General features: G+C 73.4%; 19 protein-coding genes and 1 pseudogene. 8 read left to right on the forward strand and 12 right to left on the reverse strand.

Translation table 11 applies throughout. From position 1 onward, the window contains the following. Window positions 1-73 precede the first annotated feature (73 nt). From OHA86_RS00255 to OHA86_RS00265, 3 genes are all read left to right on the forward strand, one after another. On the forward strand, window positions 74-847 hold the full coding sequence (locus OHA86_RS00255) for an oxidoreductase (protein ID WP_329171344.1): 774 nt from the start codon (window positions 74-76) through the stop codon (window positions 845-847). A gap of 31 nt (window positions 848-878) precedes the next feature. Continuing rightward, on the forward strand, window positions 879-1,247 hold the full coding sequence (locus OHA86_RS00260) for a VOC family protein (RefSeq protein WP_329171346.1): 369 nt from the start codon (window positions 879-881) through the stop codon (window positions 1,245-1,247). Window positions 1,248-1,417: 170 nt separating this feature from the next. Further along, entirely contained in the window at window positions 1,418-2,701 is a 1,284-nt protein-coding gene (locus OHA86_RS00265) for an IS256 family transposase (protein WP_443071954.1), read from the forward strand. Between the two features lie 23 nt (window positions 2,702-2,724). On the opposite strand, the gene OHA86_RS00270 is transcribed toward OHA86_RS00265, so the two are convergent. Continuing rightward, on the reverse strand, window positions 2,725-3,453 hold the full coding sequence (locus OHA86_RS00270; protein ID WP_329171347.1) for a DUF2238 domain-containing protein: 729 nt from the start codon (window positions 3,451-3,453) through the stop codon (window positions 2,725-2,727). Beyond that, window positions 3,450-3,953: a DUF5707 domain-containing protein gene (locus OHA86_RS00275; RefSeq protein ID WP_329171348.1), complete on the reverse strand. Its 504-nt coding sequence runs from the start codon at window positions 3,951-3,953 to the stop codon at window positions 3,450-3,452. The genes OHA86_RS00270 and OHA86_RS00275 overlap by 4 nt, the downstream gene beginning before the upstream one ends. A 291-nt stretch (window positions 3,954-4,244) precedes the next feature. Here OHA86_RS00275 and OHA86_RS00280 point away from each other — a divergent pair, with 291 nt between their 5' ends. Continuing rightward, window positions 4,245-4,418, forward strand: a complete 174-nt coding sequence (locus OHA86_RS00280; RefSeq protein ID WP_329171350.1) for a hypothetical protein — start codon at window positions 4,245-4,247, stop codon at window positions 4,416-4,418. Window positions 4,419-4,968: 550 nt separating this feature from the next. Here the strand turns inward: OHA86_RS00280 and OHA86_RS00285 are convergent. Further along, complete coding sequence (locus tag OHA86_RS00285; RefSeq protein WP_329171352.1) at window positions 4,969-5,832, reverse strand: SCO6745 family protein; 864 nt, start codon at window positions 5,830-5,832, stop codon at window positions 4,969-4,971. A gap of 58 nt (window positions 5,833-5,890) precedes the next feature. Further along, a complete protein-coding gene (locus OHA86_RS00290) occupies window positions 5,891-6,595 on the reverse strand; it encodes a GntR family transcriptional regulator (RefSeq protein ID WP_329171354.1) in 705 nt (234 codons plus the stop codon). 162 nt (window positions 6,596-6,757) lie between these two features. Between OHA86_RS00290 and OHA86_RS00295 the strand changes: the two genes are divergently transcribed. Beyond that, window positions 6,758-7,297, forward strand: coding sequence for a YbhB/YbcL family Raf kinase inhibitor-like protein (locus tag OHA86_RS00295; protein ID WP_329171356.1), 540 nt, complete (start codon window positions 6,758-6,760; stop codon window positions 7,295-7,297). A 489-nt stretch (window positions 7,298-7,786) separates the two neighbouring features. Here OHA86_RS00295 and OHA86_RS00305 read toward each other — a convergent pair. Next, a pseudogene (locus OHA86_RS00305) lies at window positions 7,787-8,244 on the reverse strand (alpha/beta fold hydrolase); the annotation flags it as partial. A 14-nt stretch (window positions 8,245-8,258) separates the two neighbouring features. Between OHA86_RS00305 and OHA86_RS00310 the strand changes: the two are divergent. Both OHA86_RS00310 and OHA86_RS00315 read left to right on the forward strand, forming a co-directional pair. Beyond that, window positions 8,259-8,801, forward strand: coding sequence for a helix-turn-helix domain-containing protein (locus OHA86_RS00310; protein WP_443071955.1), 543 nt, complete (start codon window positions 8,259-8,261; stop codon window positions 8,799-8,801). Window positions 8,802-8,855: 54 nt separating this feature from the next. Then, entirely contained in the window at window positions 8,856-10,976 is a 2,121-nt protein-coding gene (locus OHA86_RS00315) for a protein kinase domain-containing protein (RefSeq protein WP_329171361.1), read from the forward strand. Window positions 10,977-11,114: 138 nt separating this feature from the next. Here the strand turns inward: OHA86_RS00315 and OHA86_RS00320 are convergent, their stop codons facing one another. After that, entirely contained in the window at window positions 11,115-11,768 is a 654-nt protein-coding gene (locus tag OHA86_RS00320; protein WP_329171362.1) for a hypothetical protein, read from the reverse strand. Further along, window positions 11,765-12,121 (reverse strand): hypothetical protein, encoded by a 357-nt coding sequence (locus OHA86_RS00325; protein WP_329171363.1) that lies wholly within the window; start codon window positions 12,119-12,121, stop codon window positions 11,765-11,767. Before OHA86_RS00325 ends, OHA86_RS00320 begins: the two co-directional genes overlap by 4 nt. Before the next feature lie 77 nt (window positions 12,122-12,198). Here OHA86_RS00325 and OHA86_RS00330 point away from each other — a divergent pair, with 77 nt between their 5' ends. Then, entirely contained in the window at window positions 12,199-15,783 is a 3,585-nt protein-coding gene (locus OHA86_RS00330; protein ID WP_329171365.1) for a CHAT domain-containing protein, read from the forward strand. A 277-nt stretch (window positions 15,784-16,060) separates the two neighbouring features. Here OHA86_RS00330 and asnB read toward each other — a convergent pair whose 3' ends face one another. Genes asnB through OHA86_RS00355 form a run of 5 tightly spaced genes read right to left on the reverse strand, consistent with a single transcriptional unit; the run spans window position 16,061 to window position 25,156 of the window. Next, a complete protein-coding gene (gene asnB / locus OHA86_RS00335; protein ID WP_329171367.1) occupies window positions 16,061-17,911 on the reverse strand; it encodes an asparagine synthase (glutamine-hydrolyzing) in 1,851 nt (616 codons plus the stop codon). Next, entirely contained in the window at window positions 17,899-19,437 is a 1,539-nt protein-coding gene (locus OHA86_RS00340) for a methylmalonyl-CoA mutase family protein (RefSeq protein ID WP_329171369.1), read from the reverse strand. Before OHA86_RS00340 ends, asnB begins: the two co-directional genes overlap by 13 nt. Before the next feature lie 9 nt (window positions 19,438-19,446). Continuing rightward, on the reverse strand, window positions 19,447-20,208 hold the full coding sequence (locus OHA86_RS00345; RefSeq protein ID WP_329171371.1) for a thioesterase II family protein: 762 nt from the start codon (window positions 20,206-20,208) through the stop codon (window positions 19,447-19,449). Continuing rightward, a complete protein-coding gene (locus OHA86_RS00350) occupies window positions 20,205-23,246 on the reverse strand; it encodes a beta-ketoacyl synthase N-terminal-like domain-containing protein (protein WP_329171373.1) in 3,042 nt (1,013 codons plus the stop codon). The genes OHA86_RS00345 and OHA86_RS00350 overlap by 4 nt, the downstream gene beginning before the upstream one ends. Then, window positions 23,243-25,156, reverse strand: a complete 1,914-nt coding sequence (locus OHA86_RS00355; RefSeq protein ID WP_329171375.1) for a non-ribosomal peptide synthetase — start codon at window positions 25,154-25,156, stop codon at window positions 23,243-23,245. Before OHA86_RS00355 ends, OHA86_RS00350 begins: the two co-directional genes overlap by 4 nt. Between the last annotated feature and the right edge of the window lie 44 nt (window positions 25,157-25,200).

The following is a 25,200-nucleotide window of genomic DNA, read 5'->3' on the forward strand; positions in this document are numbered from 1 at the left end:
CCCATAAAGTGAGTCTGGTTCCGTTTACGTGTACCTTTTCCGGAGTCAGGTTCATCTTACGGAGGAGAGACCCATGCCCATCACGGACAACAGCCTCGACGGCCTTCGAGTACTGGTCACCGGCGGCAGCCGGGGCCTGGGCGCGGCGACCGTGCGCCGCTTCGTCGCCGCGGGCGCGACCGTGCTGACGGCCTCCCGCAGCCGGCCCGAGGAGGACAGCGGTGCCACATTCCTCGCGGCGGACCTCTCCACGCAGCAGGGAGTGGCCGAACTCGGCCGCCGCGTCGTCGACCAGGTGGGCGGCGTGGATGTGCTCGTGAACAACGCGGGCGCGGCGAGCTCCCCGGCGCCGACCCTGAGCCGGTCGGACGAATCCTGGCTGGCTGACCTGGAGATGAACCTCCTCAGCGCCGTGCGTCTGGACCGGGCCCTGGTGCCGGGCATGGCCGAGCGGGGCTCCGGCGTCGTCGTGCACGTCTCCTCGATCGCCAGCCAGCTGCCTCAGCGCACCGAGGCGTCCTACGCCGCCGCCAAGGCCGCGCTCAACACCTACAGCCGCGAACTGGCCACCGAGGTCGGCGAGCACGGGGTGCGCGTGGTCTGCGTCCTTCCCGGCTTCGTCGTCACCGACGGTGCCACCGCCCACCTGAAACACATGGCCGAGAAGCAGGGCATCACCACCGAAGAGGTCACCCGGCAGATCGTGGACCACCTGAACGTCCCCATGGGCCGCCCCGGCGATCCCGAGGACGTCGCCGAGATGATCGCCTTCCTCGCCTCCGGCCGCGCGAAATGGCTCACAGGAGCGCAGTTCCGCGTCGACGGCGGCATCATCCCGACCGTCTGAGCAACCACCGACAGCACGAACAGGACACCCCATGCCCATCACCCTGACCTCCGTGATCATCGACGCCGCCGACATCGAGAAGGAGAGCTCCTTCTGGCACCGGCTGCTCGGGGGCACCCTCACCCCCACGCCGACCCACCACTTCGTCCAGGCCCCCGGCCTCCCGGTGATCGTTGTCCAGTCCGCCCCCGGACACACCGCCCCGAACTGGCCGGACGGCACCTCCCAGCAGATGCACCTCGACTTCGGCGTCGACGACCTCGCAACCGCCGACCGCACGGCCACCGACGCCGGCGCCACCCGGCTGCGCCCCACCGACGAGATCGCCCCGGAAACCCGCACCGGCAGCCGCGTCTACGCCAGCCCGGCCGGACACCCCTTCTGCCTGCGCTCAACCTGAGCCGGCCGCCACCCACCGAGCCGCGCATGTCGTCGAACGAACGTTTGCCGACATGAGACCGACGCGTCCAATGAACCCGTGCAATCCGGGGGTTCACGACGGCGCGAATCCATTCGGGAGTGTCTAATAAACGGCGGATCTGTTGATCATGGAGACGCCAAGTGAGTGAGATGACCATCGAGCGCGAGTCCGTGGCTGAGCCGGTCGCTGTGGCCGCGTCGGACGGGCAGTTGATCGCGATGCTGGTCGACCGGGCCCGGAGCGAGGGCGTGCAGCTGAGCGGCGGGGGCGGGTTTCTGCGACAGCTGGCGAAGCGGGTGCTGGAGTCTGCCCTGGAGGGCGAGATCACCGGCCGCCTCGGTTACGGCGAACACGACGCGGCCGGCCGGAACACCGGCGACAGCCGCAACGGCACCCGGTCCAAGACCGTGCTGACCGACGTCGGACCGGTCGGGGTGAAGGTGCCCCGGGACGTGGAGGGCAGCTTCGAGCCGCAGATCGTCAGGAAGCGGCAGCGACGGCCGACCGGCGTCGACGAGATGGTGCCGTCGCTGTCCGCGAAGGGACTCACCCACGGGGAGATCTCCGCGCATCTGGCCGAGGTCTACGGCACCGAGGTCTCCGAGCAGGCCATCTCCACCATCACCGACCAGGTGATGGAGGGCATGGCCGAATGGCAGAACCGGCCACTTGACCGTGTCTATCCCGTTTTGTTCGTCGATGCCGTCAACGTCAGGATCAGGGACGGGAAGGTCGCGAACCGGCCCGCCCACGTCGTCATGGCCGTCACCGTCGAAGGCACCCGCGACATCCTCGGCATTCTCGGCATCTGGGCCGGCGACGGCGGCGCGGGAGCGAAATACCGGCTGCAGGTCTTCACCGAGCTCAAGAACCGCGGCCTGGACGACGTGCTGATGCTGGTCCGCGACGGGCCCAAGGGCCTGCCCGACGCGGTCGGGACGGTCCGGCCCCGCACCATCGTGCAAACCTGCATCGTCCACCTCCTGCGCAACAGCTTCCGCTACGCGGCCCGCCAGGACTGGGACAAGATCGCCAAGGCGCTCAAGCCCGTCCACACCGCACCGAACGAGGCCGCGGCGGCCGAACGCTCCGGGGAGCTCCAGGACGCCCGGGGGAAGAAGTACCCGGCGATCATCAAGCTGTGGGAGAACGCCTGGGCCGAGTTCGTGACCTTCCTCTCCTTCAACGTCGAGATCCGCACCGTCATCTGCTCGACGAACGCCATCGAGTCCGTCAACGCCCGCATACGCAAGGCCGTCCGGGCCCGCGGACACTTCCCCACCGAGGCCGCCGCCCTGAAGTGCATCTACCTGGCACTGATGAGCCTGGACCCGGCCGGCAAGGGCCGCAAGCGCTGGACCACGCGCTGGAAGGCACCCTTGAACGCCTTCCAGATCGCCTTCGAGGGCCGGCTCACCCCGGCCAACAACTGAACCTCAACAGCCAAGATCAGCCCTTAAATTGACAGACCCTCTGCTGCTGACAGGCCGTTCCGCTGCGGGCCGGCGTCCGCAGCAGGCACGGCTGCGTCCTCGACGGTACCGCCTGTCGTGCCCGGGGCGAGTGCGGCCAGGGCGCGGTCGTGGACGCGGCTGAGCAGCAATACGCAGAGGACTGCCCCGATCAGGCAGCAGAACATGTCCCATTGGGTGTCCCAGACATCGCCTTGGGTGGCCAGGAAAGCGTCCGCGGAGTGGCCGCTGATCAGGGACGACCACCATTCCAGCATCTCGAAGAAGGCGCTGAAGGCCAGGCAGGCGCAGACCGTGAGCGGCGCGAGCCACCGGCTGCGGCGCAGCGGCGATGTTCTGACCAGTAGCTCCCGTACCAGGATGGCCGGGACGAAGCCCTGCATGAGGTGGCCGAGCCGGTCGTAGGGGTTGCGGGAGAGTCCGAGGGTGTCCCGCACCCAGTTCCCGGCCGGGACCTGGGCGTACGTCCAGTGGCCGCCGACCGCCAGCACGAGAGCATGCAGTACCAGCAGCCAGCACAGCAGGTCGGTCAGCGGGAACCGCCGCCAGAGCGCGAGGACCAGCGGCACACCGATGATCACCCAGAACGTCTCCATCACCCACGTCACCCGGTCCACCGGCTGCCACCCGGACACCGCCATGATCACCAGCACCGCCCCGAGCGCCACCACCGGCCCCCGGCGCCGCTCCGCCGCCCGCGCCTTTTCCCTCATACCGCCGCCCCTGCCGCTCGACTCCAACCGTGTCTTCCTGTGTCAGTGCGTGACGGTGAAGGTCGCGGCACTGGGCGCGAAGGTCGTGTCACGGCCCTTGGCCGTGGCGAGCGCGGAGACATACCAGATGTGCCCCCGGGCATCGCAGCCGCGTCCTTGGCGGAGTCCTTCATTCTGTAGGTGCACAGCGAGGTCGTGGACGACGTCGTCCTGCACGTGGCGTTCTCGACGGCCTTCATCTCACCGGCCCTGGGTGCCAGGCCCGAACTCGCCGGCCACGCCAGCACCTTCAGGCTCTGCACGCCCGAGTCGTCGGCCACGGTAGCGGTGAAAGCCAGCGATGGCCCGGCACCGCCGGCCGACGGGGCGTAGTGGGCCGCGGCCTTCGTGATGGCCGGCTCCGCGGGCGCCGCGGCGTCCGCGGAGGTGACCATCACGAAGGCGCCGGCAGCGACGGCGGCAGCTGAGACGAGCGAGATGACGACGATGCGTTTGGACATGGAGTCTCCCTGAGATCGGCTGCTGCTGTGTCATCGGCGGGCAGTCGGTCGATACGCCGCACGCTGTGCGACCAGCGTGCGGCAGCCGCCCCTCGCCCGGCATGAGTACGCCTACTCAACCGCAACACCCACCGAGCTCGTGCCAGAGCAACGACCAGGACCGGCCCCTGTCCGGGTGTGACGAACAGACCTGCGACACCGCCGACACGAGAACGACGACTGGCACCTGCGGCCAGTACGGCATCACCGACCGGGCACCGAGCCCCCGCTACCCGACCGAAGGAGACGGCCATGAGGCGCAACCCGAGGATCGACCGCCTGGCGCGACTGGTGGACAACCTGCTGGACGGACAGGCCGCGCACGGCCGCCCCGCGCCGACCGCGCCCCAGATCCGGGCGGACCCGCGCGAACTTCAGCACAGCCGCGGCCGCCGTGCCCACCGGCGGCCGAACGCCCGCAGGTAGGCCACGCACGCCACGCGTCCACCGCACCTATCCGTATTCCATGCGGGGGAATGTGCAGCGGCCCGGCCGGGTGCGACAACAGGCGTGGGCCAATACGCGGAACCGCCCACAGGAGCAGCCACCCCCACGACAGCCGATCCGCCCCGGCCTCAACGTTGAACGGCACCCGCAGGGTCACCCCGTGACAGCAGACGGACCCCACGTCCACATGGCATGACCAGGCAATCAACAAGCGAAAACGGCTGACGCGCAGCCGCTGCCACCACGGCGCCCACTCGCAGATCCGCGCGGAGGACTTCGCGATGCCCGCGCCGGTGGGTACCGCTCGACCGCCGCGGTGTACGACGCGGGCGGGGCGGACAGAGGCACGGCCCGAGCGCGCAGCAACCGAAGCGCGCCCCCACTCCCGAGATCGGTCACCGGTCCGATCGTCACGCCGCCCCGCCCCCCTGACGCTGACGCAGTACATGCGTACACCTCGCCCCGGAGGTCGGAAGCCCTCCCCGCAGGTCGTGGTGATCACCGTAGGGGCCCTGTCGCGGCCTCGACCTCAGCCCTTGCCGAAGTGCACCGCGGGGAAGGCGCCCGCTGCCCTGAGGGCCGTGGAGAAGCTGCCGGCCAGTTCGGTGAGGCGTGCGGTGGCGGCCGGGCCGAGGTGGTCGTACGGGGCGGCGTCGAGGCGGTCGGTGAGCACCTCGGTCTCGCCGCGCAGGGCCGTGCCCCCCTGCGTGAGGTCGCCGGCCTCGTCCAGCAGGCCGCGCTCGCGCAACTGGTCCCGAGAGGTGTCCCACTGCTGTGCGGACCACCCGCGGGTCCGCATGAACAACGCCGATGTCGGTGCCGTGCCGGTGGCATTGTGCAGGACCAGCGCCTCGATGCCGGACAGGCCGGCGATCGCCAAAGCGGCGAGGTGACCGTCACCCCGGTGTTCGCGCAGAAGCGTCGCGGCGTGCCACAGGGCCAGGTGCGGCTCCTCAGGCACCGGGAGGCCGGCGTGCGCGGCGTACAGCGGGCGCGCCTCGCGGTGGCACGCCTCGGTGGCGCGCAGCGCCAGCCCAGCTGCCTCGGCCATCTCCTTCGACGCGAGAACCTCCTGTCCGAGCTGTCGTCGCAGCATCCCGTCCACGCCGCGCAGTAGCGCCGCGAGCACCGCCTCCGGTGTGGTGACCGTCCACGCGGCGGGAATGTACCGCTTCACATGCTCGTGGTTGAAGTTGTAGAACGTCGCCGTGACCGCGCCCGCACCGACAGCGCCGAGCGGGGCAGCGCGGCCCGCGTAGTAGGACATGGCCCCGCGCTCCAGCCCGAGCCCCGCGAGTTCGTCCTGCCGCTCCGGTGCGAAATACACGGCTGTGTGCAGAGGGCTGACGGCGTTGTGGCAGTGGCGGCCTGTGCTCGCCTGAAAGGTGGTCATGCTGTGGCTCCGGTGTCGATGATCAGGTGTGGTCGTGCGGCCAGGCGGCCGAGGCGTATCAGGCTTCCCTCCCGGGTTCGTGGTGGGCGCAGCCGGTCAGCCCGGCCGCGGTCTGGGTGAGGTGCCGGATCAGTACCTCGGATGCGGTGTCGGCGTCGCGGGCCAGCACAGCCTCCTCCAGTCGGCGGTGCTCGGCGGCGCCGTCCCGGTCGGGGTTGCGGTGCGCCGACCAGCGCCGGGCCAGCTCGCTGGCGGTCCACAGCCGGTCGAAGGTCTCCAGCAGGACGGGATTGCCGCACCCCTCCAGCAGCGTGCGGTGAAAGAGGCGGTGGGCTTCGGCCCAGGCGCTGCTGTAGTGCTCGCCCTCCTCTGCCACGTACGCCGGGGTGCGGGTCAGACGGTGGTGGGAGGCTCGTACGCGGGCTTCCCAGTCCACATCGCCGCGTTCGACGGCCATGCGCAGCATGACCGGTTCGATCGTCCGGCGGGCCTCCGCGATCTCCTGCCAGCGGCGGTCGGAGTACGCCGGGACGGCGAAGCCGCGGTTGGGCAGCCGGTCGGCGAGGCCCTCGCCGACCACCCGCACGAGCGCCTCACGCACGACGGCCAGGCTCACGCCCTGCTCTTTCGCGAGGTCCTGGGGTTTGAGGGCATCACCGGGGGCGTGGTCCCCGCGCATGATCGCGTCCCGCAGGTGTGTGTAGACCTGTTCGGAGAGGATCTGCTTCTCCGCCGGGGGTGAGGTGTGAGTCGTCTGGGTCATGCCCACACAATAGACGATCCGAGTGATAATCGATTATCTGCGTTATGATCGATCTCGGCGGTGAGCGGAAGCGTGACTACGTCGCCTCCTGGCGCCACCACGGCGGGACCTCCGCCGACCGCATCACCGCCACCCCACAGCACACCTGAGAGGCACGACACCATGAGCTCCAACGACCCCTTTGCCCGTCTCCCCGAGGCAGCCTCCTTCACCGTCGTCAGCACCACCGTCACCGATGGCGCCCCCTGGTCGATCGAGCAGTACTCCGGCCTCTCCGGCGTCCCCGGCGGGAAGGACGTCTCCCCGCAGCTCTCTTGGAGCGGCGCCCCGGAAGGCACCAAGAGCTACGCCATCACGGTCTACGACCCCGACGCCCCCACCGGGTCCGGGTTCTGGCACTGGGCGGTCGCCGACATCCCCGCCCCCGTCACCGAGCTGCCCGAAGGTGCCGGCGACGACACCGGCTCGGGCCTGCCCGGGGGCGCGTTCCAACTGCCCAACGACGCCCGCGCGGCCCGCTTCATCGGCGCCGCCCCGCCGGCCGGACACGGCCCGCACCGCTACTTCACCGTGGTGCATGCCCTCGACGTCGACACCATCGGCGTACCCGCCGACGCCACCCCGGCCGCCCTCGGTTTCACCATGGCCGGCCACATTCTCGGCCGCGCGGTCCTGACAGCCACCGCTGAGACGCCCGCCTGAAGAACAGCCGCACAAGGCCCGCACCGAGCGCAACCGGGCCCTCCGCCTGGTCAACAACGTCCGGCGCCGGGGGCTGAGGACCGTGGCGAACCGGCTGGCCCTTGACACGCCTACCTCGCCCCCCTGGCCGCCAGCCCTCAGGCCGGTCACGAGGGGCGTCCGAAGCTACAGGAAAGCTTCGGACGCCCCTTTCGGCCCTCGGTGACGGGCAGCGGGCCGTCGTGGTCGAGCCAGGCGGCCCGCTGGGTCAGCCGCAGGTGCGGCCGGTCCCACACCTGGGCGGTGGCCTTGCCGCAGAGGGGGTGTCGGTGACCGTGGCAGCCTGCTCCGCGCCCCAGGTGGCGGCGTCTCCGAAGACCCCCCCGCCGTGCCTGGGCATCCGGCCGCCCTTCGGGTGGGTCCGGAAGAACTCCTCCCGCGAGGGCGCCGGGCGGCGCATCACCCGGTCCGAGCGTGTCCGGCCCAGGGCCTCGACCGGGGCGACCCGCGTCAGTGCTGGAAGAACTCGGGCAGATCGCGGTTGAACTCCTCCTTGCCGCCGAGTAACGAGCGCGATGCCGTGCGAGCCGCCTTCGTAGACCCTCAAGGCGGCGTCGGGGTGATCTGCGCGGACCTGCGGCCGGTGGCGTCGATGGACACCGCCTGGTCGTCGTCGCCGTGGACGACCAGGGTGGGGACGTCGAACTTCTTGAGGTCCACGGTGAAGTCCGTGTCCGTGAAGGCGTCCACGCAGGCTACGCCGCCCTCGATGGTCTCCTGCGCATGGCCACGAGCCGGAAGGCGTCCTTGTCGCCCTGGGTGACCTTGTTCCCCGGCCGATCGGCGCTGGAGAAGCCGACTGCGGTGTCCTTCCGGAACTGCGAGCGCTCGGCGATGACGCCGGCCTGGATCTGGTCGAAGACCTCCTGCGGGACACCACCGGGGTTATCGGGCCCCTTGAGCATCAGATGCCGGGCCGGAGATCAGCGCAGGCAGGATGCCGGCCTTGTGGACGGGCACGCCCACGACGGTCCGTCCCGATGATCTGGACATCATCTGCCCGGCACTGAAGTGCACCACGGCGGAGTCGCTGCTCCACGAACCGGAGATAGCGGCGGGCACGGCGGCCACAGGCCCGCCCGCAGGCGGCGACCGGATCCGCCTCGGTGGTGCCGCGGCTGAGCCGCGGGCGGCCGGACCCTTCCGCCCCTGTGACGGCGCCGCCGAGGAACTGCCCCGGATGTCGGCTGCGGCCGGTGTCCGCTGTCTGCCAGCCCGGCTGCGGTCCAGGTCCGGCCACAGCGGCGGGCCGGCTTCCGACGCGGTCTTGACGGAACAGCGTGCACAGGTGGTTGCCGAGCTGGTTACGTCTCTGGTTGCGCGGTCGGTTGCCGACCTGGTCGCCGGACTGCGCAAAAGTTCAAGAGCTTCGCCGGCACCGGCCGCCAACTGCCAGCCAGCCCGCACGCAGGGCGCGGCCTGCTGCAGCCGGCTCAGGTGTCCGGTTGGCGAACCCAACCTGTGAGACGTACGGCGAACCGATCTGCCAACCGTAAGCCACCGCCTTAGAGTGGCGGCCATGAGCGGGGTGGAAGAACAGATCGTGGGGGGCCGCTACCGCCTGGAGCAGGTGATCGGACAGGGCGGGATGGGCCGGGTCTGGCGCGCGCAGGACCTCGTCCTGCGCAGGACGGTGGCCGTCAAGGAAGTCACGCCAGAGGGCACCAGCCGAGAGCTGCGCCTCGCGCTGGCGTCACGGATGCGCCGCGAGGCGCAGCTCTCGGCCCGGTTCCGGCACCGGGCCGTCATCACCGTGCACGGCGTGCTCGAAGTCGACGGCATGCCCTGGATGGTCATGGAGTTCATCGAAGGGCACTCACTTCACGACGAACTCGAGGAGCACGCCGAAAACGGCCGACTGCCCTGGCGGCGGGCAGCGGAGATCGGCGCAGCTGTTGCGCAGGCGCTGGAGCACGTGCACGCCCGCGAAGTCGTCCACCGCGACCTCAAGCCGGAGAACGTCCTTCTCGGTCCCGGCTCCCGTGTGGTGCTCACCGACTTCGGCATCGCACGGCTGCTGGACAACACCGTCACCAGGCTGACACAGCCCGGCACCGTACTCGGGTCGTTGCACTTCATGGCGCCGGAGCAGGCCGCCGGCGCCCCGGCCGACACCGCCATGGACATCTGGGCGCTCGGCGCCACCCTCTACGCCACCGTGGAAGGGAGGTTGCCCTTCCCCGTGCAGGAAGAAGAGGCCCTGAAGCACGCGATCATGCACGCGCCCGTCGACCCCCCACTGCACGCCGGCCTACTGGCCGGACTGCTGGAGCAGTTGCTGTCCAAACGGCCCCAGGACCGCCCTTCGGCGGCTGCGGCCGCCCGCGCTCTGGCCGCGGCCGCAGCGGAGGGGGCGGCGGAGCCGAAGCCGGCCCCGCGCCGGCCGCTGGCCGGCCGCCCCACGCGGGTGGATCCCGCGCCGGTCCCGATCCCGACGGCCGTCGTCCGGCCCGCGCCGCCCTTCGGCGGTCACGTGCCGACCGCGCGGCCGCCTGACTTCCATACCCGCCGCACAGAGACAGCCCGCGTCGCGCAGCCCGTACGCGGCTTAGAGCCGGCCGGCGGACGACCGCCCGCGCCGTTCGGTACCGACGAGAGGGCCACGCGGTCGTCGGCGGACCAAGCTGCCGCCGTCCTGCGGCAGCCCCGTCCCTCCCGACGCCTCCTGCTGGCCGGAGGCGGCCTGGCCGCGGCCGGAGCGATCGGCGCGGCAGCGTACGGAACACGGCACCTGCTGTCTGGCCACGCCCACAACACCGGCCTCGCGGTGAGCCCCGACGGGACGCTCGTGGCCACGGCCGACTCAGCCGGGAAGGTACGGCTGGAGAACACCACGGACCCGACCGACGTGGTCACCCTCCACGCCGGCTCGCCCGCCGTCGACGTCGCCTTCTTCAATCCCTCGACCGTCCTCGTCGCGACGAGGAACGGACGCATTCGCGCATACGAGACACTCCGGCCCATCCGCGGCTTCGACTGGGATATCCATGTGCCCGCGGTGACGTGCCTGGCCGTCGACAGGATCGAGCACCGGGTCGTCGCGGGACACAGCGACGGGACAGTGACGATCCTCAACTCGACCATGCGCACGGTGCTCCAGGTTCTGAGACCGGAGGGCGCCTCGACGGCCCACCCGATCCTGCGCACCGCGGTCAGCCCCGACGGCAACTGGCTTGCGGCCTCGACCGGCCAGTCGAGCGTGGCACTGTGGCGTACCGACAGCTGGGCCGCCGCGCCGTCCCTGCGCACCACGCACACAGGCGACCGGGTCACCGCCCTGACGTTCAGCCCGGACAGCACGACGCTGGCAGCAGGCGGGAGTTCCACGCGGGCCTACATCTGGCGCCTGTCCACCGGCAAGGCCGCCGCGGTGTTCGAAATCTCCCGTCCGGACGTCGGCGCCGGACTGAGCGACCTCGCCTTCAGCCCCGACGGCCGCGCACTGGCCACGTGCAGCGACACACGCTTCGGCGACGGCAGCGACCCCGTAAGCCTGCGGGCCAACCCGCTGAGGCCGTCAGCAATCACGGACCACGGCATCAGCGGCGAGCTGTTCGTCGCCGTGCGCTTCCTGTCCGCTGCCCGAGTGGTCGGCATGAGCCGCCACGGCGACCCGCAGCCTGCTCCAGTCAGCGCCTGACCCACCGGGTTGCTCCTCGGGCACAGGGCGGGGGCCACGCCGCCGATCCCGAGTTCCGCCTCGGTCACGATGGCGGCGGAGGTGATCAGTTTGTGCTGCGCGACAGCACGGCGCGAAGCGCGTTCTTGACGCACAAGCTCAGCCGCAGGCGGCGACGGGCGTGATGGACGTGACGCCGGCCAGCGGTACGGCGGCCGGTGCGGACTGCCCCGCGACGGCCAGGCGGAGCACGTCGCCACCGGAGGAGACGAAAGTGCCGCAGACGGTGCCGGTGCCGTAGGTGACGCGCAGCCTGCCCGAGTCGTGCCCCGCAGTCTCCCCCGGCGCCCACCAGGTGAGGGCGATGCCCGCGAACAGGCAGGCCAGGGCGAGCGCCACGGCCCGCCGAGCGCGGGTGAGCAGCCGGGCGGCCCGGATCGCCGTTGCTAGGTGGAAGGCGTCTAGCGAGCCGTACTCGCGGTGGATGTCGGCCAGGGTGACCGCCAGCGAGCGGGAGCCGGCCTGGGCGGCCAGGGCGTGCCAGAGCCCGGCAACGGCCAGCGCGAGGCCGCCGCCGATCAGCACGGTGACCGCGAGCCGCCAGCCGACGGGCAGGTCCGCGGCGGTGGTGCGGCCCTTCACAACGACCGCCGTGCCCACGAGGGTGACGAACGCCGCCAGGCCGTTGCGCCATGCCTCCGCGCTGGCGCGGACGTTCGGGAGCGAGTCCCGTACCAGGGCCTGGAAGCGGTCGCGTTCGGCCAGGTCGGCCTCGATGGGAGGCCGCGGCGGCAGCCGGAACGCGGGGCTCATCCCGCGGCTTTCTCTATGCCGATCCGGAAGCTGACGCCGCACCCGGTCGCCCCCCGGGGGGCGTCCTGGTGCGCGGTCCCGCAACTGCACGTGAGATCAAGGAAGACCACGTCGGCGGCGTCGGAGCTCTCGCCTCTGCTCGGGCCGGACAGGCCGGTGAGCGCCACGGTGACCTGCCGGTCGGCGAAGTGGTGGCCGCAGCGCGGACACGGACCGGTCACCACGAAGTACGGTGCGCCCCCCGCCTCGTGCCGCTCGACCGTCAGGTTCGCGGAGGTGAGGAGTTCGAAGGCGCGCATGGTCCAGTGGTAATCGGTGGTCGCGGAATAGCTGATCCCGGCTTCGTCGGACATGCCCATATGTTAGTGAGTAACGTCGTATCCTGGCAGGAAATCCGACTATCCTTCGCAGTGCCTGGGGGGGGCCACGTATGGCGACGGAGAAGGACGACGCGGCGGGCTCGGACGGCCTGGCAGGCCCGGACGTCGGACCGGGACCCGGCGACGCCGTGAAGAAGCTGGGGAGTTACGCGCACGGCTTGGTGGTCGAAGGGGTTCGGCTGGAGGGTTTCGGGCGCACCGCCGAGGCGGAGGAGCTGTTCCTCGAGGCGGCCGGGCTCGGCGACCCGGGGGGCATGTACAACTGCGGGCTGCTGGCCGAGCGGCGGGGCGACCTGTCAGTGGCGCAGCGGTATTACACCTGGGCGCATCTCAGAGGGCACCCGGAGGCCGCCAACAACCTCGGGGTGCTGCTCCACAACGCGGGAGACCCGAAGGCGCTCGACTGGTTCCGCACGGCGGAGGCCATGGGCCACCCGCAGGCAGCGGGCAACGCGCGGGCGCTCCTTGCCATGGCCGAGGGCGAGCGGCCGGCGGCGCGGACCCCGCGGCGGAAGTGGCACCTCCCCCGGCGGCGGCCGGCCCGGCCCGCTGCGGACGCGCACGCGCTCCACCGGGACGCCCAGACCGCGTACCGCGTCTTCGGCCTGACCGGGAAGGACGCGTCGCTGGTGCGGGCCGTCACCCTCGCCCGGCGGGCGGTGGAGGCCGCCTCCGAGCGCGATCCCCTCCGGGCGGAGATGCTGGCCGCTCTCCGGGACCTGCTCCGTGAGCGGTACGAGCTCTACGGGCGCAGCGTCGACCGCGAGGAGGCGATCGGCGCGGCGGTTGCGGCGTTCAAAGCCGTCCCGGCAGGTGACCCCCGGCGGCCGCTCGCCGCGCAGGCCCTGATCGCCGTGCTGGCCCTCCGGTTCGAGGCCGACGAGGAGCCAGGACCGCTGGAGTGGGCGGTGGAGGAGGTCGGGCGCCCGGTGCTGGCGCAGCCCGGTGGCGATCCGCACGGGCGGATGGCCCTCGCGGCGAGCCTGTGCGGTGCGCTGACCAGGCTCGCCGAACGGGCCGACACGGGCAGCGGGCTGGACGACGCGGTCGCATTCGGCGAGCAGGCGGTCGCGCTCGCACCGCCGGGCGACGCCCTGGCCCTGGGGAGCCTGGGGGCCGCGCTGCTGGTGCGCGGCACGCGGCGGGGCTCGCTGGACGATCTGAACGCGTCGGTCGCAAACCTGGGCGCGGCCCGTAGCGGTGACGACCCCCGGCACACCGTACGTGCCGCGACGAACCTCGCGAGCGCGCTGCACGCCCGGGCCGACCTGACCGGGCGCGAGGCCGACCGCCGGGCTGCGCAAGAGCAGGCGGAGCGGGTGGGCCAGGGGCCGGGGGCGGCCGAACACCACCTGGAGACCCTGATCGCCGCGGCGTTCGCCGCGGAGGGTCCCGACGCGGCCGGGGCCGTCCGCCGCGCGCTGGAGGCGGCGCCGCCCGGCCACGCCCGCCGCTCCATGCTGCTGGCCCGGTTGGCGGTGCTGCTCGACACCGCGGACGACCGTACGGCGGCCGTCACCGCGGCGCGGGAGGCGGCGGCCACCGCACGCGGTGCCCTGTCCCGCCTCGACGCGCACTGGACGCTGGGGCGCGTGCTGCGGAACGTCGCCGAAGCGGCCGGGGAGCCTGCCGAGGGGGCCGCAGCTCCGGGCGACGGCCCCGGGGCGGCGGACGACGCGGGCACCGCGCCCGGGGGCGGTGCCCGCGCACAGGCCCCCGAACCGCCGGTGGACGCCTACGCCACGGCATCGGAGGCGGTGGACGCCTTCACCACAGCCGCCGAGACCTGTCCCCCCGGGCACATCGCCTACTCCCAGGTGACGTTCGACCTCGCGACCGCGCTGCTGACCCGCCACCGGCTCGGCGGCCCGAGCAGCGACCGCGAGGCCGCGCTGGACGCCCTGCGGAGGGCGGCCCAGGCTCCGGGCTCTTCACCGCAGGACCGGCTGCTCGCCACCAGGTTCTGGGCGGGTGCCGCGTGGGAGGCGGGGGACGCGGAGGACGCCCTGGCGGGCTCCGTCGTCGCGGTCCGGCTGATGCAGGAGTTCGGGTGGATGGGCCTCGACCGGGACGACCAGGAGCGGAGCCTGCGCGACGGGGCCGCGATGCCCCGCGAGGCGGCCGCGCTGGCGATCGAGACCGGCCGTCCCGAACTCGCCGTCGAACTGCTGGAGCAGGGCCGGTCGGTGCTGTGGCATGCGGCCCTCCAGTTGCGGGGCGACCTCGCCGCCCTGTCCGCGCGGGAATCCGGCCTGGCGGCTGAACTGGAGCAGATCCGCTCGGCCCTCGTGGCAGGCACGGCGACCACCGGCGGGACGCCGCCGGGCGAGGAGCCGCCGGGCGAGGAGCCGCCGGACGCGTATCGGCCGGGTGCGACTCCGCTGGGCGAGGAGCAGCCGGAGGCGGAGGAACAGCCGGGCGCGGAGGCGCTGGACGCGGAGGCCCGGCTCCGGCTGGGGACCCGGTGGGCGCACAAGCTGGCGCAGGCGCGGGCCCTCCAAGGATTCGAGGACTTCCTCGCCCCGCCCCGCTTCGAGACGCTCGCGACTGCCGCGGCCGAGGGCCCGGTGGTCATCGTCAACATCAGCAGCATCCGCTGCGACGCGATCGTCGTCCTACCGGACCGCCGGGTCGAGGTCGTCCCGCTGGAAAAGGTGGAGATGCGGGAGACGGACGAGGTCGTCAACACCTACGTGCGGCACCGCGAGGAATCCGTGGGCCCCGGGGCCGGCCTTCTGGCCGGCGAAAGGGCCCGGCACACCGCGCACAAGACGCTGGAGTGGCTGTGGGACCGCATCGTCTCCCCGGTCCTCGAACGCCTCAGGGCGCTTGGCGGCGGCACGGTGCCGCCCCGGATCTGGTGGTGCCCCACCGCCTCGCTGGCCAACGCGCCCCTGCACGCGGCGGGCCGCTACCCGCTCACCGCGTCCTGCCCCGGGGGTCCCGAGCCTGTCGGCCTGCCGTTCTTGACCGTGTCCTCGTACACCACCACGCTGGCCTCGCTCGTCGAAAGCCGGCGGCGGCCGACAGCGGCAGGGGGCCGGGTGCTGGCGGTCGGGGTGACCGACACCGGCCGGGGGCACACCGCCCTGCCGGGGGTGGCGAAGGAGGTCGCGGCGCTGACGGAGGTGCTCGACGGCGAGCGGCTGACCGTCCTGCTCGACGGCGCCGCCACCACCGGGGCCGTCGGGGAGCTGCTGCCCGGCCACGCGTGGGCGCACTTCGCGTGCCACGGCGGGCTCGACATGGCCTCGCCGTCCTCGGCCGGGCTGTGCCTGCGGGACGGCGACCTGAGCGTGCTGGACATCGCGGGGCTCCGCCACGAAGGGGCCGAACTGGCCTTCCTCTCGGCATGCCACACCCGGGTCGGCGGCGGCAACCTCATGGACGAGGCGATCCACCCGGCCGGCGCGTTCCGCATGGCCGGTTTCCGGCACGTGGTGGCGACGCTCGGCAGCGTCAACGACCAGGCGGCGGCGAAGGTGGCCGCCGAGCTGTACCGGCATCTCGCAGGCCCGGCCGGCCTCGACTCCACCGGCACGGCCGGGGCTCTGCACCGGGCGGTGGCCGCCCTGCGCGCGGACCACCTGACCGACCCGACGGTCTGGGCGTCCTTCGTCCATGACGGCCCCTAGCGGCGCATGCGGCCGAGGGCCGTGGCCGCCAGCTGGTGGCAGGCGGTGAGCTCACCGCTGACGAGGTTCTCGACGAGGCGGCCGACGCAGCTGTGCCGGCCGGTCTGCCAAAGCTCCAGCAGGCGCGTACCGCAGCCGGTCCGGACGCGACGGCGGAGTTGTGCCTGAAAGCTGTTCCCCACATCGTGCTCGCGGTGATCCCGGCATCCGCGGACCTGGACCGAGTCGGCCGTCCGACCCGCGCCCCGGCGGGACGGCCGGGGCGGCGGGAGCGGTGTCACAGGGACAGGGCCACGTCGTAGTCGGTCAGCCAGCGGTTGAGCTGGACGACCATCTCCGCGGCCGCCCGGTTGACGCGGGCGGAGGCGTCGGTGCCGCCGTCGAGGTAGGCCTCGACGGCGGCACCGTGGAGGAGGGGGTGGGCGGGGGCGTGCCGGTCGGCGGCGATGCGGGCGAGTTCGGCGCGCAGGGCGGCGGCGTAGGCGGGGTCCTGGGTGGGGGGGTAGCCGGCCTTCTTGCGGTAGAGGACCGAGGGCGGCAGCAGGTCGCGCACGGCGGCCCGCAGGAGGCTCTTCTCCCGGCCGTCGAAGGACTTCATCGCCCACGGCACGTTGTAGACGTACTCCACGAGGCGGTGGTCGAGGAAGGGCACGCGGCTCTCCAGGGCCGCGGCCATTCCCATGCGGTCCTTGCGGTCCAGGATGATGCGCAGGTAGCCGGTGAGGTTGAGGTGGGTCATGCGGCGGATGTCGCGGTCGGTCCCGCTCTCGCCGTCGAGCAGTTCGATCCCGGCGACGGCCGACTGGTAGACGTCCTCCTCGTAGCGGCGCAGGTCGAGGCGGTCGACGAGGTCCGGGGCGAGCATCGCGGTGTACGTGGCGCCGCCGGGGCCGAGCTTGTGCCGGGCGAACTCCAGCCAGGGAAGGCCGTTGGCGCGGCGCAGGCCGGGGTCGAGGAACCAGTCGTAGCCGCCGAAGAGCTCGTCGGCGCCGTCGCCGGTGAGCGCGACGGTGCAGTCCTCGCGGAAGGCCCGGCACAGCAGCAGCAGGGAGGTGTCCAGGTCGCCCAGGGGGGTCGGCATGTCGCGGGCGCGCAGGACGTCGGAGCGGGTCCGGGGGGACATCAGGCTGGCGCCGGCGATGTCGACGCTGGTGTGGATGGTGCCCAGGTACTCGGCCATGGTGCGGGCGAACGGGCCGTCGGCGGTTGTGCGGATGTCGTCGGCGCGGAAGTCCTCGGCGGGGCCGAAGCCGACCGCGTAGGTGCGCAGCTTGCCGTTGTCGGGGCTGAGGTGGCGCACGGCGAGCGCGGCGAGCGCGCTGGAGTCGAGACCGCCGGACAGGAACGATCCCAGGGGCACGTCGGAGACGACCTGGCGGCGGACGGAGTCCTCCAGCAGGTCCCGGACGGTGGCCACCGTGGTGTCGAGGTCGTCGGTGTGGTCGCGGGGCTGGAGGGACCAGTAGCGGTGGACGGCGGTCCCGTCGCGGCCGAAGCGGACGACGGTGCCGGGCACTTGTTCGTTCACTCCGGTGTAGACGCCCGATTCGGGGCGTTTGACGAAGCCGATGACGGCGCGCAGGCCGTCGAGGCCGACCCGGGCGGGCAGGGCAGGGTGTTCGAGCAGTGCCTTGATCTCGGAGCCGAAGGCGAGGCCGCCGGGGACGTGCGCCCAGTACATCGGGTAGATGCCGAACCGGTCGCGGATCAGGACCAGTTCGCCGCTGCGGCCGTCCCAGACCGCGAAGGCGAACATGCCCAGCAGGCGTTCGGCGCAGGCGGCGCCCCACTCCAGGTAGGCGTGCAGCACGACCTCGGTGTCGCTGTCGGTGGTGAAGGCGTGTCCCCGGGTGCGCAGTTCGGCGCGCAGTTCGGTGTAGTTGAAGACCTCGCCGGTGTAGGCGAGGGCGACCGGTGCGCTGCCGGGCACGTCGTGCACGAGGGGCTGCACGCCGCCGGCGACGTCGATGACGGACAGGCGGCGGGTGCCCAGGGCGGCGTGTTCGCCGGTCCACACCCGCCCGTCGTCCGGGCCGCGCCAGGCGAGCGCGTCGGTCATCGCGGTGACGAGTCCGTGCTGTCCCGGGTGGGCCGGACGGTAGTCGACGAAACCCGCTATTCCGCACATATGTCTGATCTCCTGTCGGTGGGGTGGTCCGGGGTGCCGGGGGGGCGGTGCGCCGGTGCGGGGGCGCCGTGCTGCGCGTCGCGTGCCGCCCGGTCGCGGAATCCGTCGCCGATCGCGGTGCACATGGCGCCGAGCGAGGCGCGGGCCCGCGCGGCCTCCAGCAGGGCGGGGACGACGTTCTCCCGCCGGCCGGCCGCCGTCCGCAGCCGGGCCAGGGGTGCGGGGGCGGGCCGGGCGCTGACGGGCCGGCGGCGGCCGGGGATGACGCCGGAGGCCCGCTGCTGGCGGACGAGGGCGGCCTCCGCCGGGCTGTGGTCGGCGTCGGCGACGCCGACCAGCGGTCCGCGGTCGTGGTACGCGGCCTCGTCGATCTCGCCCTCCAGCCAGCCGCTGCGCAGGCACGCCATGAGGCCGCCGCGTGCCGCGATCCGGTCCAACCAGTCGGCCGCGCCGCGTTCGATGTCGCCGGCGAGGCCTTCGATGACCGCCGAGCCGCCGAGGGCGTCGGCGTACCGGGCCAGGTCGGTCTCCTGCTGGAGGATCTGCTGGACCCGCAGCGCGACGCGGGCGGACAGCTCGCCCGGGGTCTGGGTGGCCTCGTCGAACCCGCACACGTGCAGGGACTGGACGCCGCCGAGCACCGCGGCGATCGCCTGCACGGTGGTGCGTGCGACGTTGTTGAGCGGTTCGGAGGCGGCCAGGACCGAGCCGAAGGTGTTGACCTGGATGCGCATCTTCTGGCTGCGCGGGTCCTGGGGCGCGAACAGGTCGTGCATGCGCCGGGCGTAGAGGCGGCGGGCCGCGCGGTACTTGGCCGCCTCGGCCAGCAGTTCCATGTGGGCGCCGTAGATGAAGCTGAGCTGCGGGGCGACCTGGTCGACGGTGAAGCCGCGTTCCAGCATGCCGCGCACGTACTGCTCGGCGTCGGCGATACCGAGGGCGATCTCCAGGTCGCGGCCGGCGCCGGCCTCCCGGGCGTGGCCGCCGGAGATGGAGACCGGGTTGACCTTGGGCAGGTGGCGTACGCAGTACTCGACGACGTCCAGCGAGAGGCGGAAACTGTCGTCGAGGCCGAACACGCAGGCCTTGCGGGCCAGCCATTCCTTGAGCATCTCGTTCTGGAGCGTCCCGCGCAGCGCCGGGGGCGGGGTCGCGCTCTCCTCGGCCACCACGATCCACATCGCCAGCAGCACGGGGGCGGTGGCGTTGATCGTCATCGAGACCGAGACCTTGTCCAGCGGGATGCCCGCGAAGACCGCGGCGAGGTCGTCGACGGTGGCGATCGACACCCCGCACCGGCCGACCTCGCCGAGGGCCCGCGGGTCGTCCGGGTCGAGGCCCATCTGGGTGGGCAGGTCGAAGGCGAGGGAGAGCCCGGTCTCGCCGCGGTCCAGGAGGTAGCGGAAACGGGTGTTGGTGTCCTCGGGGTCCCCGAGCCCGGCGAGCTGCCGGATCGTCCAGGGCCGGGTGGTGTAGCCGGTGGGGTGGATCCCGGCGTCGTAGGGGTATGTCCCCGGCGTGCCCATAAGTGGCTCCTAGTCGTGGAGGAGTTCGCCGGTGATCCGCAGCAGCTCCCGGCGCTGCGGCCGGCCTCTGAGGTAGAAGTGGCCGCCGGGCAGGAGGGACACCCCGAAGGGCCCGGTGGTCTCGCGGCCCCATCCGGCCAGCACGTCCCCGGTGGTGTCCTGGTCGCCGCCGACCACCCGCACGGGCAGGCCGAGCGGCGGTCCGGGACGGTAGCGGTAGGTCTCGTAGGCCGCCAGATCGGCCCGGTAGAGCGGCATGACCAGAGCGAGCAGCGCGGGATCGGCCGGCAGCGGGCCGTAGCGCTCCTCGGTGAGGGCGAGCAGGCCGGCGTCATCGAGATCCGCGAGGTGCCGGCCGTCCCGCGGCGCGGCCGGCGGCGGACACGACGACAGCAGAAGGAACCGCGGCTGCGGTGCTCCGCGGTCGCGCAGGGCCCGGGCGGTCTCGAAGGCCACGAGCGCACCGAGACTGTGGCCGAAGAAGGCGTACGGCTCCTGCGGAGGGGCGAACACGCCGAGGAACTCCTCGACCATCCGGTGGACATCCCGCAAAGGCGTCTCAGCGATACGGGAACCCCGCCCGGGCGACTGCACACCCCAGCACTCGACATCCGCAAGAGCCTCGAACCAGGACAGATACTCACCCGGCAGCCCGCCGCTGTGCGGGAAGCAGTACAGACGCAGCCGTGCCGACGGCCGTGCGCACCGCCGGACGAGCCACCGCGAAGGAACAGCTGTCACCGGGTCGCCTCCCGAAGGGACGGTTGTCACGGGGTCGCCTCCCGGCGGGCGGCGACGGCACGGGCCAGGTCGTGCGGGGTGGGGCCGGTGTAGAAGTCCGCGGTGGTCAGGGGGATGCCGAACTCCTGGCGTATCCAGGCCGCCAGCCGGGTGGCCATCAGGGAGTCACCGCCGAGGTCGAAGAAGTTGTCGTGCGGTTCCACGGCCGGCAGTCCGAGGCCGGCGGCGATCACCGCGGCGATCCGCCGTACCGGGTCGGCGTCGGCCTGCGGCGGTCCGCCGGCCGGCGGCACCGCGGCATCCGCCGGCACGGCCGCGGCCGGGGGCCGGGACGGGGTGCCGGACTCCTCCCCCAGGTGCACACCGGCGGCGCGGACGGCGGTGTCCCCGGCGGACGGGGACACCGCGGATGCCGGGGACGCCGGGGACGGTTCCCGGGGTTCGACGAGGAAGCGCCGGCCCTGGAAGGGGTACAGGGGCAGCTTGACGCGGCGCCGCGCGCCGTGCCGCATCGCGTCCCAGTCCAGGACGGCGCCGGCCCCCCACATGCGCCCGGCGGCGGTGAGCATCGTCAGATGGTCGCCCGCCTCGTCGTTCGGGTGCGGCAGGGACTGCACGACCAGGTGGCGCGGCCCCACATCGGGGTGCTGCCGGGCGAGGGTGGCCAGGGTACGGCCCGGGCCGACCTCGAGCAGGGTCCGCTCCTGCCCGGCGGTCACGGTGCGCAGGGCCGCGGCGAACCGCACGGTGCGGCGCAGGTGGGCCGACCAGTAGGCGGGGTCGGTCAGCTGGCCCTCGGCCGCCCACTCCCCCGTCATGTCGGAGACGAACGGCACCCGGGGCTCCTGCGGGCCGGCCTGCGAGACCAGCTTCTCGAAGGCGTCCATGACGGGTTCGACGAGTGCCGAGTGGCCGGCCGTGGCGATCTTGAGCAGGCGCGAGTCGATACCGCGGTCGCGCAGGTCGGCGGCGAACCGCTCGACGAGCTCGGTACGCCCCGACACCGCGCAGCGGCCGGGGCCGTTGACCGCGGCGACCGACAGCCCGGCGGGCAGTACCGGCTCGACCTCGGCCTCGGGGAGTTCCAGTGCCAGCATGCTCCCGGACGGCAGCGACTGGAGGAGGCGGCCCCGCTCGCGGACGAGGCGCACGGCGTCGGGCAGGGTGAAGACCCCGGCCAGGCAGGCGGCCGCGTACGCGCCGAGGCTGTGCCCCAGGACGGCGTGCGGACGCACCCCCCAGGACTCCCACAGCCGGCACAGGGCGTACTCCAGGGTGAAGACGGCGGGCTGGCCGATCTCGATGGTGGCGAGCCGCTCCGCGATCCGGGCCTGCCGGCCCGGATCGTCCGGCGGCGCGAAGACGGCACGCAGGCCCGCGCCGAGGCCGGCGTCGAGACCGCAGACCTCGTCCACCGCGCGGCGGAAGGCCGGCTCGGCGGCGTACAGGTCGCGGCCCATGCCCAGGTGCTGGCCGCCCTGGCCGGGGAAGAGGAAGACGACGGAGGGCGCGCGGCCGGGCGCGGCGGCGTCCAGGAGCCGTCCCGGGGTCCGTGCCGACAGCACCCGGCCGGCCTCGGCGGCGTCCGCGCAGACCGCGAAGCGGCGCAGCCGGTACGCCGCCCGGCCGGTCTGCGCGGTCCAGGCGGCGTCGGCGAGCGGCGGCGCGTCCGGGGCGGCGAGGCGCTCGGCGAACCGGTCGGTCACCGCCTCCAGGGCCGCGGCGTCCTTGGCGGAGAGCACGAGCAGTTGCGGGCGGCCGTCGGGAAGCGGGGCGGCGGCCGGGGGGGCCTCCTCCAGGACGACATGGGCATTGGTGCCGCCCATGCCCAGGGCGTTGACGGCGGCACGGCGCGGACCGCCCCCGCGCGGCCAGTCCGTCCGCTCGGTGACGACGCGGAAGGGCACGCGGTCCCAGTCGATGTCGGGGTTGGGAACCCCGAAATTGAGGCTCGCGGGTATCACGCCGTGCTCCACGGCGAGGACCGTCTTGATCAGGCCGGTCACACCGGCGGCGGCATCGGTGTGGCCGACGGCGGTCTTGACCGATCCGAGCGCGCAGAATCCCGCGTCGCCGGTGTCCTCGCGGAACGCCCGGGTCAGCGCGGCGACCTCGATGGGGTCGCCGAGCGGGGTGCCGGTGCCGTGGGCCTCCACGTAGGTGATGGTGCGGGCGTCGACGCCGGCGACCAGCTGGGCGGCGCGCACGGTCCGCGCCTGGCCCTCGACGCTGGGGGCGGTGAAGCCGACGGAATCGCCGCCGTCGTTGTGGACGGCGCTGCCGCGCAGGACCGCGTGCACATGATCGCCGTCGGCCAGGGCGTCGGCCAGCAGCTTGAGGACGACCAGGCCGGCAGCGCTGCCGCCGACCGTGCCGCGTCCGCGGGCGTCGAAGGCCCGCACGACACCGTCGCCGGTGACGATGCCGCCCTCGACGTACGAGGCGCGCGGCGGCCGCACGTGCACCGTCGCGCCGCCGGCCAGGGCGAGAGCGCATTCGCCGGCCAGCAGGGACTGGCACGCCAGGTGGACGGCGACAAGAGAGGTCGAGCAGGCGCTCTGCACGGTGACGACCGGGCCGCGCAGCCGCAGCCGCTGCGCCACGCGCAGGGTGAGGAAGTCGGGGGCGGTCGACAGGTGGATCTGCCAGTCGTCGACGAAGGGCAGGGCATCGCGCTGGGACTCCAAGGCCGCACGGTAGCGGGTCGTGGCGCCCCCCGCGAACAGGCCCACCGGCTGCGGGCAGGACACGGAGCCGTACCCGGCGTCCTCCATGGCATGGTGGGCGCACTGCAGGAAGACCCGCTGCTGAGGGTCCATCACCAGGGCCTCGCGGGGGGAGAACCCGAAGAAGTCCGCGTCGAAGAGATCGGCGCCGGCCAGCAGTCCGTGGGCCGTGACATGGCCCTCGGGGGTGCCGGGAAGGCCGGTCCATGTGGTGATGTGCCCCGTGCCGGCGCACAGGTTGCGCCAGTACTGGTCCACGTCGGCGGCGCCGGGGAAGCACCCGGCCATGCCGATGACGGCGATCAGCGCGCCGTCCGGGTCGTCGGGAAGCGCGTCGGTCATCGGGTTCCTCCATCCAGGTCGGCGGCAGGGCCGGCGGCGGGGGTGCCGGTCCGGGAACGGCCCCGGCGGAGCCGTGAGACCCCGCCGCGGCGGCGTTCGGCCGCGGCGGCGGACAGGGGCGGGGCGGCCGGGGCCGCGTCCTGGCCCCGTTCGAGGAACGCGGCCAGGGCGGCGAGGGTGGGGTGCTCGAAGAGCGCGATCAGGGGGAAGGTGCGCCCGGTGAGGTCCTGGAGGCGCAGGTGGACGGTCTCCAGGAGCATCGAGTGGCCGCCCAGGTCGAAGAATCCGTCGTCGGCGCCGATCTCCTCCAGCCCGAGCACCTCGCGCCAGACCGCGGCCACGGTCTGCTCGGCACCGGCGCGCGGCGCCCGGTGCGGGGCGGACGCCGAGGAGGCGGGAGCGGGCAGCGCGGCACGGTCCACCTTGCCGCCGAAGCTGACCGGCAGCCGTTCCAGGACGGCCCACTGGCGGGGAACCATGTAGCCGGGCAGCCGTTCGGCGAGGCGGGCCGCGACCGCGGCAGGAGCGACGGTACCGGGCGGCCCGGAAGGCACCAGCCACCCGGCGACCCGGCCGTTGTGCAGGCCGACGTGCGCTGCCGCCACCTCGGGCAGCGCGAGGAGCGCGGAGACCACCTCCTCGGGCTCGATCCGGTGGCCGTCCAGGGCGATCTGGTCGTCGGCCCTGCCGTGGAACTCGTAGGTACCGTCCGGCCCCAGCCGCACGAGGTCCCCGGTGCGGTAGAGCCGCAGGGGGCCGCCGCCGGGGCCGGGGCGGGTGACGAACCGTTCGGCGGTCAGGTCGGGGCGCCCGAGATAGCCGCGGGCCAGGCCGGGACCGCCCAGGCACAGCTCCCCCGTCGTGCCGGGGCCGACCGGGCGCAGGCCGTCGTCCACGACCAGCGCGACGGCGCCGGCGACGGGGACGCCCAGCGCAGGGGCGCCGGTGTCGTCGCCGGCGGGCACGGGGCCGGCGAGCGCGACGACGGTGGCCTCGGTCGGCCCGTAGTTGTTGACCAGCAGGAACGGCTGGTCCGGGCGCGGCCGGCCGCGGAGCCGGTCGCCGCCGGTACGCAGCAGGCGCAGGGCCGTGCCGTCCGGCCACGGGGCGGCGATGAGCGGTTCGGCCAGCCGCGTCGGCAGGAACGAGACGGTCACCCCGGTGCGGACCATCCACGCGCGCAGGGCGTCCGGGGCGAGCACCGTCTCCGGCGGCGGGACGTGCAGGCAGGCGCCCGCCGCCAGGGCCGGCCACAGCTCCCACACCGAGGCGTCGAACGCCGGGGAGGCGATCAGGGTGCACCGGTCGGAGGGTGTCAGGGCGGCCGTGCGGGTGTCCCAGGCGACGAGGTTGGCCAGCGAGCCGTGCTCGACCATCACGCCTTTGGGCTCGCCGGTGGAACCCGAGGTGAAGACCACGTAGGCCAGGTCGTCCGGGCGGGAGGCGGCGGGCCGGGGCGCGTCCGGGGCCGGGGCCGGGCCGCCGCCGGGCTCGGGGTCCGGCGGGCAGGGCAGGACGTGCTCGGCGGCCGGGGCCGGGCCGCCGGGAGCGGCGAGGACGATGCGCGCCCCGGCCGCCGCGGCGAGCCCGTCGAGCCGGCCGGCCGGCTGCGCGGGGTCGAGCGGGAGGTAGGCGGCGCCGGACTTCAGCACGGCCAGGAGCGCTGTCGCGTACTGCGGGCCGCGCGGGAGGCAGACTCCGACGATGCGGCCCGGTCCGGCGCCCAGGGCGCGCAGCGTCCGGGCGAGGCGGTCGGCGGCGCGGTCGAGCTGCCGGTAGGTCAGCACCCGGCCGCCGGCGGCCACGGCGGGTGCGTGGGGGGATCGGGCCGCCCGGCGGGCGACGAGTTCGTGCACCGGCGGGAGCGGGGGGACGGGGTGCGGGTGCGCGGCGGGGTCCTCGCGGGTCACGGGGCGGCCTGCCTTCCGGGCGTGTCGTCGCGCGGTCCGGCGAC

Origin of the sequence: Streptomyces sp. NBC_01477 (genome assembly GCF_036227245.1) — a bacterium.
Taxonomy (GTDB): domain Bacteria; phylum Actinomycetota; class Actinomycetes; order Streptomycetales; family Streptomycetaceae; genus Actinacidiphila.

Coding starts and splice junctions, on each gene's coding strand:
- OHA86_RS00255 (WP_329171344.1), top strand. CDS start 74: ATGCCCATCACGGACAACAGCCTCGACGGCCTTCGAGTACTGGTCACC.
- OHA86_RS00260 (WP_329171346.1), top strand. CDS start 879: ATGCCCATCACCCTGACCTCCGTGATCATCGACGCCGCCGACATCGAG.
- OHA86_RS00265 (WP_443071954.1), top strand. CDS start 1,418: ATGACCATCGAGCGCGAGTCCGTGGCTGAGCCGGTCGCTGTGGCCGCG.
- OHA86_RS00270 (WP_329171347.1), bottom strand. CDS start 3,453: ATGAGGGAAAAGGCGCGGGCGGCGGAGCGGCGCCGGGGGCCGGTGGTG.
- OHA86_RS00275 (WP_329171348.1), bottom strand. CDS start 3,953: ATGTCCAAACGCATCGTCGTCATCTCGCTCGTCTCAGCTGCCGCCGTC.
- OHA86_RS00280 (WP_329171350.1), top strand. CDS start 4,245: ATGAGGCGCAACCCGAGGATCGACCGCCTGGCGCGACTGGTGGACAAC.
- OHA86_RS00285 (WP_329171352.1), bottom strand. CDS start 5,832: ATGACCACCTTTCAGGCGAGCACAGGCCGCCACTGCCACAACGCCGTC.
- OHA86_RS00290 (WP_329171354.1), bottom strand. CDS start 6,595: ATGACCCAGACGACTCACACCTCACCCCCGGCGGAGAAGCAGATCCTC.
- OHA86_RS00295 (WP_329171356.1), top strand. CDS start 6,758: ATGAGCTCCAACGACCCCTTTGCCCGTCTCCCCGAGGCAGCCTCCTTC.
- OHA86_RS00315 (WP_329171361.1), top strand. CDS start 8,856: ATGAGCGGGGTGGAAGAACAGATCGTGGGGGGCCGCTACCGCCTGGAG.
- OHA86_RS00320 (WP_329171362.1), bottom strand. CDS start 11,768: ATGAGCCCCGCGTTCCGGCTGCCGCCGCGGCCTCCCATCGAGGCCGAC.
- OHA86_RS00325 (WP_329171363.1), bottom strand. CDS start 12,121: ATGTCCGACGAAGCCGGGATCAGCTATTCCGCGACCACCGATTACCAC.
- OHA86_RS00330 (WP_329171365.1), top strand. CDS start 12,199: ATGGCGACGGAGAAGGACGACGCGGCGGGCTCGGACGGCCTGGCAGGC.
- asnB (WP_329171367.1), bottom strand. CDS start 17,911: ATGTGCGGAATAGCGGGTTTCGTCGACTACCGTCCGGCCCACCCGGGA.
- OHA86_RS00340 (WP_329171369.1), bottom strand. CDS start 19,437: ATGGGCACGCCGGGGACATACCCCTACGACGCCGGGATCCACCCCACC.
- OHA86_RS00350 (WP_329171373.1), bottom strand. CDS start 23,246: ATGACCGACGCGCTTCCCGACGACCCGGACGGCGCGCTGATCGCCGTC.